This window comes from Microbacterium sp. Au-Mic1, from assembly GCF_021341785.1.
GTDB lineage: Bacteria > Actinomycetota > Actinomycetes > Actinomycetales > Microbacteriaceae > Microbacterium.
The window spans coordinates 1-13,572 of record NZ_JAJTTF010000002.1 but is presented as its reverse complement, the minus strand read 5'-3'; the positions used below and the strand labels follow the sequence as shown (position 1 = coordinate 13,572).

Here is a 13,572-nt window from a genome sequence, read left to right as displayed (position 1 = left end):
ATCGTCCTGCGCTGGGTCGTTCCTCCTGATCTCGGCGCCGGGCGTTCGTCCTCCACACACCGCAATCGTCGTATCCCTTGTGGATAACCGGTGATCGGGCCCCCGTGCGTCCAGTCTGGATGAATGGACCTGCTTCCCTGGCTCGCCGCACATGGCGGCGTCTCGCACACCTCCGCGCTGTACCAGGCGGGATTCAGCAAGCATTCGCTCGCTGCGGCGGCCTCGATCAGCACGGTCGACCGGGTGCGCAGGTCCTGGATCGTGCTGCCCGATGCCCCACCCGAGCGCATTCGCGCGGCGCAACTGGGCGGACGGGTGACCTGCGTGACACAGGCGGCGGCGCAGGGACTCTGGGCGCCGCGGGATCCGGACGTGCACATCACCGTGGCCGCCAACGCCTCCCGGCATGACAGCGACGGGGTGCGGTTGCATTGGGGATCCGGCCCGGCACCGGCCTCCGCCCAAGAGGTCGTGGACCCCCTCATCAATGTGCTCTTCCACGTCGCGCGCTGCCTGAGCGCAGCCGACGCCCTGGCAGTCTGGGAATCCGCGATCCGGAAGAAGAAGATCAGCATCGACGTGCTGCGCAGCGTACGGTGGCGCTCCGAGAGCGCCCGGCGGCTCATGAGAGCAGCCGACATCCTGTCCGACTCGGGGCTCGAGACGCATTTCGTCGCGCTCATGCGCGAGATCGGGGTCGTCGTGCGTCAGCAGATCATCATCGACGGGCACCCCGTCGATGCGCTCATCGGCGACCGCCTGGTCGTGCAGCTCGACGGGTTTCAGTTCCACGGCAGTGCCAAGGACCGCCGACGCGATCTGCGCGCGGATGCCCGACTTGCGCTGCGGGGCTTCTTAGTGCTGCGCTTCGACTACGCCCAGCTCATGTTCGAGCCGCGCTTTGTGCAGGACACGGTGCGAGCAGCGATGGCACAGCACGCCACCTCGGTTCACGTTGATCCAGGTACGGCGCCCGCACTGCGAACCGCGAGCGGGGTCCACGTCCCCGGTGCGGATTTCGGATCCGCATCCGGAATCCACATCCCGAGATCAGGACGAACGACCCGGATCAGGAGGATTCGAGGCAGATGATCCTGATTTTCGGTGAGGACGCCTGATCTCGGGATGCAGACAGGATCCCGCACGTGACACGCGAAGCCGACTCGCCGCCGGCCGCATATCACCCGAACAGGGCAGCGGCCTCTTCGTAACGCTGCAGCGGCACGGTGTTGAGTTCGCCGAGCGCCTCCGCGAACGGGACGCGCACGATGTCGGTGCCGCGCAGCGCGACCATCTGACCCCAGGCCTGATCGACGAGGGCGTCCGCAGCGTGCAGCCCGAGCCTCGTCGCGAGCACGCGGTCGAAGGCGGAGGGCGAGCCCCCGCGCTGGATGTGGCCGAGCACCGTGGAGCGGGTCTCGATGCCCGTGCGCTTCTCGATCTCCGGCGCGAGGATCTCGCTGATGCCGCCGAGCCGGGGGCGGTTGAAGGCGTCGAGCCCCTTGTCGCTGAAGGCCTGATCCATGCCCTTGAGCTTGAACCCCTCCGACACCACGACGAGCGGTGCGCGGCCGCGGTCGCCCGCGCCGGTGACGAGGTCGCAGATCTCCTCGATCGACATCGGCACCTCGGGGATGCAGATCGCGTGCGCACCCGCGGCCATTCCGGCGTGCAGCGCGATCCATCCGACGTGGCGACCCATGACCTCTGCGATCATGCAGCGCTGGTGCGAGTCGCCGGTGGTGCGCAGGCGGTCCATGGCGTCGGTGGCGATGTTCACCGCCGTGTCGAAGCCGAACGAGTAGTCGGTGGCCCGCAGGTCGTTGTCGATGGTCTTCGGCACGCCCAGCACCTGGATGCCGTCCTTCGAGAGGCGGTCCGCCGCGGCAAGGGTGCCCTCCCCGCCGATCGCGACGATGCCGTCGATGCCGTGCTTGGACAGCGTCTTCGCGACGTTCTCGGCGCCGCCACGCGCGCCCTCGTACGGATTGGTGCGGCTGGTGCCGAGGATCGTGCCGCCGACCTTGCTCAGCCCCTTCACCTCGTGCCGGGTGAGCGGGAAGAAGTCGCCGTCGACGACACCGCGCCAGCCGTCGCGGATTCCCACGAACTCCAGCTCGTACGTCGTGGTGCCCTTGAGCACGATGCCGCGGATGACCGCGTTCAGGCCGGGGCAGTCGCCACCGCTGGTCAGGATGCCGATCTTCATGGGTCGTCCTCGGGAGGGAAGGGGATGGAAGCGCGGCGCCGTTGCCTCGTTCGACCCTAGTGCCGATCGACTCCCCGGCGCCATTCCGAACCACCGAAAAGCGGAGTTCTTACACGGCTCCTCACGGACTTCTCGCCTTCTTGAAGAAGAACGGCGCCTCGACTCCAGGAATCAGGAGAAGAAGCGCCGTTCTTGACAACTTCGGCAAGCCGGGTTTCAGTCGCCGCCGAGCGCCTGACGAAGCAGGTGCATGAGCGCCGCCAGCTGCACCGGCTCGCTCGCACCCTCCTCCACGGCCTCGCCGTCCAGCGCCCGGGCCGCCAGGCCCTGCTTCTGATCGATGAGCTCGGCGATCTTCGTGTCCAGGGTGTGCGCCGCGATGATCCGCCACGCGGTGACCGGCTCGTCCTGACCGATCCGGTGCACGCGGTCGATCGCCTGGGTCTGCTCCGCCGCGGTCCAGCTGAGCTCGGCGAGCACCACGTTCGACGCGGTCTGCAGGTTCACGCCGACGCCGGCCGCGGTGAGCGAGCACACCGCGATCCCGACGTCGGGGTCGCCGTTGAACGCGTCGACCGCCTGCTGCCGGGCGACGGCGGTCTGGTCGCCCCGCAGCGACACCGAGCGGATGCCGGCCGCGGCGAAGTGCGCCTCGGCCTGATCCATGACGTCCACATGCTTGGCGAAGAACACCACCTTGCCGACGGAGCGCTGCAGCTGTGCCGCATAGTCCGCGGCGAGAAGGGCCTTGGCCTGGCCGATCTTGCGCACCATGGTGAAGACGTTGTCCCCGCCCGTGCCTGCCGCCTTCGACTCCTCCAGCTCGCCGTGCGCGACGAGCCGGACGATGTCTTCGTCGATCTCGCCGTGGGCGAGGCCCCGGTCTCCGCGCGCCTCGATGATCCGGCGATACTTCGCCGCCATCCGCGCGCCGAGCTCGGCCTCGGCCTGCCGGATCCCGCGCCCGAACTCGTCGTCCAGCTGCACGGGCAGATCCGCGATGAGCTTGTCCGGCAGGTCGGCCGCCACGTCCTTCTTCTTGCGGCGCACGATGCCCATCGAGATGACCGCGTCCCTGGCCTCGCCGTAGAACGACTTGTCCGCGGGCGTCAGTCCGGTGGCGTCGAGCTTGTCCGCGAGCTCCGCGGAGGGGCGCTCGCCGTTGGTCCAGCCCAGGAAACGCCAGATCGCGTCGAAGTCCTCGACATCGTTGATCAGCGGGGTGCCGGTCAGTGCCATGAGCAGCGGATGCGTGCCTGCGGACTGCTCGCGGATCCGAGATGCGAGCGCGAGGACGTTCTGCGAGCGCTGGGAGGACAGGTTCTTGATGAAGTGCGCCTCGTCCACCACCATACCGCGCAGGCCGATCTCGCCCAGCCAGGAGAGGTGCCGGTCGAGGATCTCGTAGTTGACGATGAAGATGTCCGCGAAGGCATCCACATCCTGGCCGTCGCCCTGGATCACGGCGGCTCGGCGCTGCGGCGTCCACCGCTCGACCTCACGCGCCCAGTTCATCTTCACGACGTTCGGAACGACCACGAGCAGCGGGTAGGCGTGCGCGATGGACGCCGCGAGCACGGACTGCGCGGTCTTGCCGAGACCCGGCTCGTCGGCGAGCAGGAACGAGCGATGCCCGGCCCGCACCGACTCGAGGAAGCGCGACTGATGCACCATCACCTCGAGGCCCTTCGGCGAGAGGTGGTCGTACTCGGGCAGCGGCGGGAGCTCCATCGAGGCCGTGGCCCCGCCCGCCCCCGACTCGAACGCCTTGTACAGGGGCCCCATGAGCTCCCAGCCGTCCAGCCGGCGGCGCGGCGTGGACGCGGGCCGGGGTGTGAGATCGGGCGCCAGGAACGGGTTCGCCAGCATCCGCGACTCCACGGACGGCGGGGTCACCTGCCGTTCGGCGAGCGCGGCCGGCACCACGGGCGCCTGCTGCACGCGGATCACATCGGCTATGACGAGCTCCTCGGGCGCGAGCTCGGCGCCGGACTCCAGCAGCCAGTCGCGGCGCATCCGCTTCGCGACCGGGCTCGTGGCCTGATCCGCCTCGAGCAGCTGGATCAGCGACGTGTCGCGCGCGGCGGTCTTCGCGAGGATCGTGGCCACGCCGTCCAGGCGCTTGAGCTGCTCCGCCCGGGCTGCGTCGCCGAGCTCGGCGTCGCCCTTGGCTCTGGCGCGCTCCTCGCGCACCAGGAACGCGATCACCTGGAACTTGACGCGATTCGTCGGGCCGAGCTTCCCGTGCTGGGCCTTGGCCTCGATCTCGCGCACCTTGCGCGCGAGGATCGGGATCAGCGGCGCGTCCTCGTCTCGACGCGACGTCTTCTTCCGCCGGGTGGCGGTCGCCGTGGTCGGCATGCTCCTCCTGAGCGTGGATGCCGTCTCCGAGAGGACGGCGACTGTCCGAAAATGACCGTCCGGACGATGATCCGTCCTGACGATGCGTGTCCGCGGACGGGCGGCTGCCGAGAGGCATCGCAGACCGAGCGGACGAGAACCCCGCAGGCGTGCATCGCGCACGTCGATCACAACGGGTTCGCGGTCAGTTTACGCCACGCGAGGGCCGATGCGGTCACTCGGCGGGCGAGTTCGCCGGATCCTGTTCCGTCACACCCAGCAGAATCCGAGCCTGAGCGACGTCGGAGGCGATGCCCGCGACGAGCGCATCCATGCTGTCGAACGCCGTCATCCCGCGCAGCCGGTGGGTGAACTCCACCGTCACGTCGTGACCGTAGAGGTCCAGGCCCGGGCTGTCGATCGCGTGCGCCTCGACCTGGCGCTGCAGCACGTCGTCGAAGGTGGGGTTGGTCCCGACGGAGATCGCGGCAGGATGCACCACCCCGGTCGTGTGGTCCACCAGCCGGCCCGCATAGACGCCATCCGCCGGCACCATCTCGTCGAGCAGGGCAGGAAGGTTCGCGGTCGGGAATCCGAGCTCGCGGCCGCGCTTCAGGCCGTGCACGACCTCGCCGCGCACCGAGACTGGACGTCCCAGCACCGCACCCGCGAGCGCGACATCGCCCGCCGAGAGCAGCTCGCGCACCCAGGACGAGGAGACCCGCCGGTCGGTGCCCTGGAGGAAGACATCCTCGATCACATCGACGGTGAAGTCGCTCCGAGCGCCCAGCTCGGCCAGCAGCGCCGGGGTTCCCCTGCCGCCGCTGCCGAAGCGGAAGTCACGGCCGACGAGGACGGTGGCGACGTGCAGGGCGTCGACGAGGATCGCCTGGGCGAAGTCCTCCGCCGTGCGCGAGGCCAGCTGCTCGTCGAAGGTGAGCACCAAGACGGCATCCAATCCGCATGCCGAGAGGAGCTCGATCTTGCGCTCGACCGACACCAGATCGTCCGGGCAGCGGTCCGGGCGCAGCACGCTCAGCGGGTTGCGATCGAAGGTCACCGCCACCGTCTTCGCCCCGATGCGCGCCGCGTCCTGCTGCGCACGCCGGAACACCGCGCGGTGACCGGAGTGCACACCGTCGAACTTGCCGATCGCGGCCACGGTGCGTCCGAAGTCCGCCGGCACCTCGGCCGGGTCGCGGAACACGATCATGCGCCGGATCCGTCCGCCGTGCCGGCGTTCGCCGCTGCCACGGTGCGGGACGGCCGGTGCGTGATGAGCCACCACAGCCCGACCATCGGCAGGAACAGCGGGATCAGCACGTAACCGAGGCCGAACTGCGACCACACCGTCTGGTGCTGGAAGAGCGCCGGGTGGGTGAGGCTCAGCGTACCCACGACCAGCACGCCGACCAGTTCGAAGGCGATCGCGACCCAGGCGACGCGGTACCACCCCGGACGGCCGGATCCGATCAGCGCGAGCGTCGCGACGATGTAGACGACGGCGGACACCGCCGACAGCGAGTACGCCAGCGGCGCCTGGTCGAAGGCGCGCGCGATCTGCACGAAGGACCGGCCGGTGGCGCCCAGTGCCATCACGGCGTACACGATCACCAGCACGCGGCCCACACCGCGCATGCGGGGGCGAGCCGGTACGACGGAGGAACCCTCCGAGTCGGGAGCGGAGGAATCGGACGGGGTCGAGGCTCGCGCAGTGCTCATGGCACGGTCCATTCTACGGAACCCGGTGGCGGGCGGTCCGCACGCCCTGCACGCTCAGCCGCCGATCGGCGTCGTCCAGATCACCTGCATCCGCCACACCATGACCGCGATCGACAACGCGACCACGCCCATGATCACCGTGCTCCAGCGGGAGCGCTCGAGCAGCGCCCAGATCGCCCCGCCGATCGGCAGCAGGACCGCGGAGACCAGATACACGCCGTACTCGAGGGGGTCGCCGAGGGCGGGGTTCCCGGTGAAGGGCGACACGATCGCCATCACGACCTGCACGATCAGCAGCAGCTCGATCAGGGCGAGCGATCCCACGGTCCAGTCGTTCGGCCGCTTTCCCGCGAAGCCCATGATGAGGCAGAACAGGCCTGCGGCGACCGCGACCGCGAGCTGGATGACAGTGAACCAGAGGATCATGATGCCCCCTCCGGCATGTTCATGGCGCTCTTCAGGTCGTCGCCGCGGCGCTCCACGATCCCGATCAGCACGCCGTCCGGATCGATCGCCGCGGCGCGCGGCCCCTCGAGTCTGGCGCGCTGCCCGGCCAGTCGCTTGCCGTGACGCAGATCGACGGCCTCCTGCGCGCTGACTTCGAGGACGGGGAGGATCCGGGCCGCAGCGTCCGCTGCGGTCAGCGGCCGGGCTTCGGCCAGGCCATCGAGGGAGGACGCGTCGGCCACATCGAACGGACCGACGTGCGTGCGGCGCAGCGCCGTGAGGTGGGCCCCGACGCCCAATGCTGCACCGAGATCACGGGCGAGGGCGCGGATGTAGGTTCCGGACGAGCAGTCCACGACCACGTCGAGGTCTCGCACGCCTCCGTCACCGGGGCGGTCATCGAGCACGTCGAAGCGGGACACCACCACGTCACGGGCCGCGAGGACGACGTCCTCCCCCGCCCGGACCCGGTCATATGCCCGGCGCCCGTCGACCTTGATGGCGGAGACGGCGCTGGGCACCTGCGAGATCGCACCGGTGAGCGCGGCGATGCCCGCGGCGATCTCGTGGGCGGCGATCGCGGAGACGCGCTCGGGGTCGGCCGAGGCCGTGATCTCGCCATCCGCGTCGTCCGTGCTCGTGCTCTGGCCGAGGCGGATCGTGGCGTGGTAGGTCTTGTCGGCGCCCACCACGAACGTGAGCAGACGCGTCGCGGCCTCGATCCCGACCACGAGCAGGCCTGTGGCCATCGGGTCGAGTGTGCCGGCGTGCCCGACCTTGCGAGTGCCGAACACCCTCCGGGTGCGGGCGACGACGTCATGACTCGTCATCCCGCCCGGCTTGTCGACGAGCAGGATCCCGCTGGTTGCCATACCCCCAAGCCTAGAGGCCCCGACTGCGCGGATCCGACCGGCTCCGCTCCAGCGCCGTGCCGTGCGGCGGAGCGGTAGCGTGGACTCCCGTGCCCGACTCCCCCGCCTCTGCGCCGATCGCGTCCGCGCTGATCGCCTGGTACGGCGAGCACGCGCGCGACCTGCCCTGGCGGAGGCCCGAGTACCTGGCCGCCTACGGCGCATGGGGTGTGCTCGTGAGCGAGTTCATGCTGCAGCAGACCCCGGTGAACCGGGTGATCCCGCATCTGGAGGCGTGGCTCGTACGGTGGCCGGATCCGATCTCGCTCGCCGCGGCGGCCCCCGCCGAGGTGCTGCAGCAGTGGGCGAACCTCGGCTACCCGCGGCGGGCGCTGTGGTTGCACCGGGCCGCGGTCGCGATCCGCGACGAGCACGGCGGGGTCACCCCGCGCGACGTCCCCGCGCTGCTGGCGCTCCCCGGCATCGGCGACTACACGGCCCGCGCGGTCGCGGTGTTCGCGTTCGGCGACCGTCACCCCGTCGTCGACACCAACACGCGGCGAGTGATCGCCCGCGCCGTGCACGGGCGCGCTCAGCCGGATCCGCCCGCCCATCGCGATCTGGCCGACATGCTCGCGCTGCTGCCCGACGACGCGGGGCAGGCCGCGATCGTGAACGCGGCGACCATGGAGCTCGGCGCGACCGTGTGCACGGCCCGCAGCGCGGACTGCGCGCGGTGCCCGCTCGCCGACATCTGCGCATGGCGCGCCGCGGGCTTCCCCGACGGCGAGGATCGGCGGCGACGGCAGACGAAGTACGAGGGATCGGATCGGCAGGCCCGGGGCGGCGTGCTCCGCGCGCTCCGGCACGCCGAGGGCCACCGTCTGCCCGCCGGCGCCGTCCTCGCCGACTGGCCGGATCCGATCCAGCGCGACCGCGCGATCGACTCGCTCATCGCGGACGGTCTGCTCGAGGCCGCGGACGACGAGCTGCTGCTGCCGCGCTGACCCGCCGCAGGCCGCCCCGACCCGCGCGGTCCTCAGAGATGCTGATCCGTGCGATGCGCGAGCACGGTCAGCTCGTGGCGGGTGCGCACATCGAGCTTCGCGAAGATCCGGCCGCCATGCACTTCCACGGTCCGCACCGAGACATGCAGCGCGAGCGCGATCTCCCGATTCGTGCGCCCCTCGGCCATGAGCAGAGCCACCTCGAGTTCACGGGCGGTCAGGACCGGCTCCCATGTCGCACGGCAGACCTCCAGCGACGAGGGGACGCCTCCCGTCTCGCCTGCGGCCTCTGTCGCACGCTGCCGGCGTTCGGCCATCATCCGCAGCCGTCGATCGACCATGCCGCGCCATGCCCGCGCCCCGGACTCCTCGAACAGGCTCCGTGCGGCGCGCAGGTGCCGCACGCCACGGCCGCGATCGCCCCGCGCCGCGCACGTCGAGCCCAGCAGAGCCTCGACCCGTGCGCGTTCGAAGGGTGAGCGGATCTCCCGGCTCTCCTCGGCGACCGCGTCGAGATCGGTGCGCCAGGACGACTCGCGCGCGGCGCGGACGCGCTCGCGCAGCGTTCGCGCCGCCGTCGCCTCCGGAGGCTCGGGCGCGGCCGGCGCACCCAGCGGGCCGATCTCGTCCAGCCCGGGAAGACCGAGCGGCTCCGAGGGTCTGCCGCGGTCCGTCCACAGCCCCATGTGCACGGCGGCCTCGTCGCTGCGTCCCTGCAGATAGGCGTCGATGGCGCGGTCCACGAACCCATCGGGCTCCTGGGGCCACGGAACGGCGGCGGCGAGCTCGTGGGACAGCGCTCCGATGCGGCCGTCCACGGCAAGGTCCAGGCGTCGGGACAGCGCCACGGCGAGGCCGGCGAACGGCAGCGCCACAGGGAGGTCCGCCGCGGAGACGGCCAGAAGCTCATGCGCAGTGCCGATCCGTCCCGCCCAGACATGCAGCAGCACCTCGGCGACCGCACGGCGGGCACGCAGCAGCGGACCGTGCTCGTGCAGGCCGATCACCGGGTCCTCCTGGCGGATCGTGCCCGGTTCGGCCAGCGCTCGCACGCCGGCGTCGGGATCACCGCCGAGGCCCGCGCAGAGCGCGTGCGACACGCGCTGGGCCGCACCGCCGTCCTCGATCGTCCCCGCATCCGCGTCGCCTGCCATCGCATCGCACCAGGCCAGCAGAGTCGCTCGCGCATCCGGGTCCTGACCGAGCCGCCCTGCCACCGCGAGCCACGCGGTACTGCGTTCGCGGTCGCCCCGCTCGGCACCGAGGGAGGCACCGAGGACCGCGGCGAGCCGGAATCCCGAGCCGGTGGCGTCGTCCGGCACCAGCGGATCGGGCGCCGGCACCGCGCCGTGCCGCAGCGTATGGGCGAGCACGAAGGCCGACGTCGCCTCACCGCGATGTCCGCCCTCGATGCGCAGCGCCTGCTCGATGCGGTCCAGGGCGTCCGCCACCCACCCACCGGCCAGTGCCGCACGTCCGCTGCTCAGCAGCGCTCTCGCGTGCGCGGGCGTGCCCGGCTGCGCGTGCTCCGCGGCCTCCGCCGCACACGACCAGGCACGCTCGGCGTCCCCGTCGCCCAGCGCCATGCTCGCCAGCCGGATGAGGGGCTCGACGAGCGCGGGATCACCGGCCACGGCGCCCCGGGCGCGGTGCCACAGTGCGGCATCGTCCTCCCCTGCTTCGACGAGCACGAGTGCGAGTCGCTGGTGTGCGCGCAGTCTGTCCTGCGCCGTCGCCGCCGCCAGCACCTGCGTGCGCAGCGCCGCATCGGTGAAGCGGAACCGCCCGCCGTGCAGCTCGGCGAGCCCGGCCAACGGCGACCGCGCCAGCCCCTCCGGCCCGCACCCCGCGATCGCGCTCAGCGCCTGCGCCGATCCGGCCCCGCACAGGGCGAGCTCGAGCACTCGCTCCGGATCCGCATCCGGAGGCAGCGCGCGCCGCGCGTGCGCCTCCAGGGCCGGGACCGCGGGAAGGGGTTCCGGCAGCGCACGCCATCCCCGGCGCTGTTCAGGATTCAGCGCGGCCAGCATCTCGGCGGCCGCGACCGGGTCTGCTCCGCAGACGCGGTCGATCGCAGCGCGCACGTGCGGCGCGGCATCGTGGAGGCCGCCGGCCGCACGTTCGAAGGTTCCGCCTGACGGCGCACCGGTGGCCCGGATCCTCGTCCGTTCCCCGGTCCTGCCCGTCGTCGTGCCGTTCATCGCCGCGCAGCCCCCGCCGTCATCGCACGCCACCTCGCGCACGTGGGTTGGATGCTAACAAGAGACGACCACGGATCCCAACTTCTTGGACTCTGTCGAATAAGGCGGTTCTCGCCGGAGACGGGATCCGCTCACGCACGAGAGGCCCCGGGGAACATCGCCCCGGGACCTCTCGTCACGACCTCACGGCGCCATGGCACCGTGTGATCGGTTCACTCCTCGTCGCCCTCGCGGGGCTTCACGTACGGATCTTCCTCGCCCGCGAACGCGGCGGACGCGGCGATGCCGGCGACCTCCTCGTCACGCTCCCGCGCCTGCCGGAGCAGATCGCTGATGTGGTCGGCGTTCTCGGGCAGCGCGTCGGGGATGAACTCGAGCGTGGGCACGAGGCGAATGCCGAGCTGGCGCCCGACCTCCTTGCGCAGCAGTCCGGTCGCCGAGGTGAGCGCCGCCCCAGAGGCCACACGCTCCTCCTCCGTGCCCAGCACGGTGTAGAACGCGGACGCGTGCTGCAGATCACCCGTGACGCGCACGTCGGTGATCGTGACGAAGCCGAGGCGCGGGTCGCGCAGCCCCTTCTCCAGCCGCTCAGCGAGGATGACGCGGATGCGATCCGCAAGTCGTGCCTGTCGTTCTCCGGCCATTCCCATACCCTCTCACTTTTCGCCCCCGCTGAACGCGAGCGCGGAGCCAGAGGCACCCTGTGGCGACCGTGGGGGCGTCCGCGAAGCGGACCGGGCCCCATAAGGCCGGCACAGGGTGCCTCAGGCGTCACCACGCGCGATCAAGCGCGCGGCTTCTCCACCATCTCCGTGGTCTCGATCTCGTCGCCGACCTGGATGTCGTTGTACTTGCCCAGGCCGATACCCGCCTCGAAGTCCGTGCGGACCTCGGTGACGTCGTCCTTGAACCGTCGCAGCGACTCGATGGCCAGGCCATCGGCGATGACCACGCCGTCGCGGATGACCCGCGCCTTGGCGTTGCGCGTGATCGTGCCCGAGCGGACGATGACACCGGCGATGTTGCCGAACTTCGAGGAGCGGAACACCTCGCGGATCTCGGCGACACCCGACTGGACCTCTTCGAACTCCGGCTTGAGCATGCCCTTGAGGGAGTTCTCGATCTCGTCGATCGCGTTGTAGATGACCGAGTAGAAGCGCACGTCCACGCCCTCGCGGGACGCGGCCTCGCGGGCCTTCGTGTCGGGGCGGACGTTGAAGCCCACGATGATCGCGTTGTCGATCGTCGCGAGGTTCACGTCGGACTCGGTGATCGCGCCCACACCGCGGTGGATGATGCGCAGCTGCACCGAATCGTCGACCTCGATCTTGAGCAGCGACTCCTCCAGCGCCTCGACGGCACCGGACACGTCGCCCTTGATGATGAGGTTGAGCGTCTCGACCTTGCCCTCTTCGAGAGCACGGGTGAAGTCCTCGAGCGAGATGCGCTTGCGGGCCTTGGCCAGCTGGGCGTTGCGCTCGACGGCTTCGCGCTTCTCCGCGATCTGACGGGCCATGCGGTCTTCCTCGGTGACGATGAAGACGTCGCCGGCGCGCGGGACCGAGTTCAGACCCTGCACCTGGACCGGGCGGGACGGAGCTGCGGCCTCGACCGCGTCGCCGTTCTCGTCGATCATGGCGCGGACGCGTCCATAGGCGGTACCCGCGACGATCGCGTCGCCGACCCGGAGCGTTCCGGACTGGATCAGCACCGTGGCGACCGAACCGCGGCCCTTGTCGAGCTTCGCCTCGATGGCGATGCCTCGCGCGGCCTTGTTCGGGTTGGCGGTGAGGTCCAGGCCGGCGTCGGCGGTGAGCAGCACAGCGTCCAGAAGGTCCTGGATGCCCGTGTTCGCACGCGCGGAGACGTCGACGAACATGACGTCGCCGCCGTACTCCTCGGCGACAAGGCCGTACTCGGTGAGCTGCTGACGCACCTTGGCCGGGTTGGCCTCGGGCTTGTCCACCTTGTTGACCGCGACCACGATCGGCACACCGGCCGCCTGGGCGTGGTTCAGCGCCTCCACCGTCTGCGGCATGATGCCGTCGTCGGCGGCGACCACGAGGATCGCGATATCGGTCACCTGCGCACCGCGGGCACGCATGGCGGTGAACGCCTCGTGACCCGGGGTGTCGATGAACGTGATGGCGCGCTCGATGCCCTCGTGCTCGGTCCACACCTGGTAAGCACCGATGTGCTGCGTGATGCCGCCGGCCTCGCCATCGATGACGTTGGTCTGACGGATCGCGTCGAGCAGTCGCGTCTTACCGTGATCGACGTGGCCCATGACGGTGACCACCGGGGGACGGATCTCGAGGTCGTCCTCGCTCTCCGCCTCCAGCTCGGCCTCGAGGTCGAGACCGAAGCCCTCGAGGAGCTCTTTGTCCTCGTCCTCGGGCGAGACCATCTGCACCTTGTAGCCCAGCTCGGCGCCGAGCACTTCGAAGGTGGCCTCGTCCAGCGACTCCGTCGCCGTGGCCATCTCGCCGAGGTTGAAGAGGATCGTGACGAGCGTTCCGGGCTGCACGGTGTAGCCGTTCAGCGCCTCGAGCTTGTCCGCGAAGTCGGCGATCGAGGCGCCGCGACGCAGGCGGATGATCTCGCCGTTGCCCTTCGAGACGTTGACGCCGCCGACGACCGGCGCCGACCGCATCTCGAACTCCTGCCGCTTCGCCCGCCGCGACTTGCGCTGCTTGCTCTTGCCGCCGCCCTTGCCGAATGCGCCGGCCGTGCCGCCACCGGGGCCACGGCCACGGCCGCCACCACCGCCGGGACGACCGGCGAAGCCGCCGGCC

The 13,572-nt window shown here is 70.7% G+C and carries 11 protein-coding genes; 2 read left to right on the top strand and 9 right to left on the bottom strand.

The window, feature by feature from the left end:
* Positions 1 to 123 precede the first annotated feature (123 nt).
* Positions 124 to 1,092 carry a DUF559 domain-containing protein gene (locus LXM50_RS02600; protein ID WP_233309575.1) on the top strand — a complete coding sequence of 323 codons (969 nt, stop codon included), beginning with the start codon at positions 124 to 126 and terminating at the stop codon, positions 1,090 to 1,092.
* Between the two features lie 88 nt (positions 1,093 to 1,180).
* On the opposite strand, the gene LXM50_RS02595 is transcribed toward LXM50_RS02600, so the two are convergent.
* The 6 genes from LXM50_RS02595 to truB all read right to left on the bottom strand — a co-directional run bounded on the left by LXM50_RS02595 (position 1,181) and on the right by truB (position 7,590).
* Positions 1,181 to 2,209: an ATP-dependent 6-phosphofructokinase gene (locus tag LXM50_RS02595; RefSeq protein ID WP_233309573.1), complete on the bottom strand. Its 1,029-nt coding sequence runs from the start codon at positions 2,207 to 2,209 to the stop codon at positions 1,181 to 1,183.
* Between the two features lie 216 nt (positions 2,210 to 2,425).
* The gene (locus LXM50_RS02590) at positions 2,426 to 4,570 is read right to left on the bottom strand and encodes a DEAD/DEAH box helicase (RefSeq protein WP_233309572.1); all 2,145 of its coding nucleotides are present in this window, start codon (positions 4,568 to 4,570) and stop codon (positions 2,426 to 2,428) included.
* 214 nt (positions 4,571 to 4,784) lie between these two features.
* Entirely contained in the window at positions 4,785 to 5,762 is a 978-nt protein-coding gene (locus tag LXM50_RS02585; RefSeq protein ID WP_233309571.1) for a bifunctional riboflavin kinase/FAD synthetase, read from the bottom strand.
* Positions 5,759 to 6,187: a hypothetical protein gene (locus LXM50_RS02580; RefSeq protein WP_233310076.1), complete on the bottom strand. Its 429-nt coding sequence runs from the start codon at positions 6,185 to 6,187 to the stop codon at positions 5,759 to 5,761. Before LXM50_RS02580 ends, LXM50_RS02585 begins: the two co-directional genes overlap by 4 nt.
* A gap of 138 nt (positions 6,188 to 6,325) precedes the next feature.
* Positions 6,326 to 6,697 (bottom strand): hypothetical protein, encoded by a 372-nt coding sequence (locus LXM50_RS02575; protein ID WP_233309569.1) that lies wholly within the window; start codon positions 6,695 to 6,697, stop codon positions 6,326 to 6,328.
* Positions 6,694 to 7,590 (bottom strand): tRNA pseudouridine(55) synthase TruB, encoded by an 897-nt coding sequence (gene truB / locus LXM50_RS02570; protein ID WP_233309567.1) that lies wholly within the window; start codon positions 7,588 to 7,590, stop codon positions 6,694 to 6,696. The genes LXM50_RS02575 and truB overlap by 4 nt, the downstream gene beginning before the upstream one ends.
* Before the next feature lie 89 nt (positions 7,591 to 7,679).
* Between truB and LXM50_RS02565 the strand changes: the two genes are divergently transcribed.
* On the top strand, positions 7,680 to 8,576 hold the full coding sequence (locus LXM50_RS02565; RefSeq protein ID WP_233309565.1) for an A/G-specific adenine glycosylase: 897 nt from the start codon (positions 7,680 to 7,682) through the stop codon (positions 8,574 to 8,576).
* 32 nt (positions 8,577 to 8,608) lie between these two features.
* On the opposite strand, the gene LXM50_RS18660 is transcribed toward LXM50_RS02565, so the two are convergent.
* The 3 genes from LXM50_RS18660 to infB form a co-directional block, all read right to left on the bottom strand.
* Positions 8,609 to 10,819: a helix-turn-helix transcriptional regulator gene (locus tag LXM50_RS18660; protein WP_233309564.1), complete on the bottom strand. Its 2,211-nt coding sequence runs from the start codon at positions 10,817 to 10,819 to the stop codon at positions 8,609 to 8,611.
* A gap of 170 nt (positions 10,820 to 10,989) precedes the next feature.
* Positions 10,990 to 11,421: a 30S ribosome-binding factor RbfA gene (gene rbfA, locus LXM50_RS02555; protein ID WP_233309562.1), complete on the bottom strand. Its 432-nt coding sequence runs from the start codon at positions 11,419 to 11,421 to the stop codon at positions 10,990 to 10,992.
* A gap of 140 nt (positions 11,422 to 11,561) precedes the next feature.
* The coding region (infB, locus tag LXM50_RS02550; RefSeq protein WP_233309561.1) for a translation initiation factor IF-2 at positions 11,562 to 13,572 on the bottom strand (2,011 nt) is incomplete at its 5' end.

Bases quoted from the DNA above. Each gene is read 5' to 3' on its own strand.
- rbfA (WP_233309562.1), bottom strand. From the start codon at position 11,421: ATGGCCGGAGAACGACAGGCACGACTTGCGGATCGCATCCGCGTCATC.
- LXM50_RS02580 (WP_233310076.1), bottom strand. From the start codon at position 6,187: ATGCGCGGTGTGGGCCGCGTGCTGGTGATCGTGTACGCCGTGATGGCA.
- LXM50_RS02600 (WP_233309575.1), top strand. From the start codon at position 124: ATGGACCTGCTTCCCTGGCTCGCCGCACATGGCGGCGTCTCGCACACC.
- LXM50_RS02590 (WP_233309572.1), bottom strand. From the start codon at position 4,570: ATGCCGACCACGGCGACCGCCACCCGGCGGAAGAAGACGTCGCGTCGA.
- LXM50_RS02575 (WP_233309569.1), bottom strand. From the start codon at position 6,697: ATGATCCTCTGGTTCACTGTCATCCAGCTCGCGGTCGCGGTCGCCGCA.
- LXM50_RS02585 (WP_233309571.1), bottom strand. From the start codon at position 5,762: ATGATCGTGTTCCGCGACCCGGCCGAGGTGCCGGCGGACTTCGGACGC.
- truB (WP_233309567.1), bottom strand. From the start codon at position 7,590: ATGGCAACCAGCGGGATCCTGCTCGTCGACAAGCCGGGCGGGATGACG.
- LXM50_RS02595 (WP_233309573.1), bottom strand. From the start codon at position 2,209: ATGAAGATCGGCATCCTGACCAGCGGTGGCGACTGCCCCGGCCTGAAC.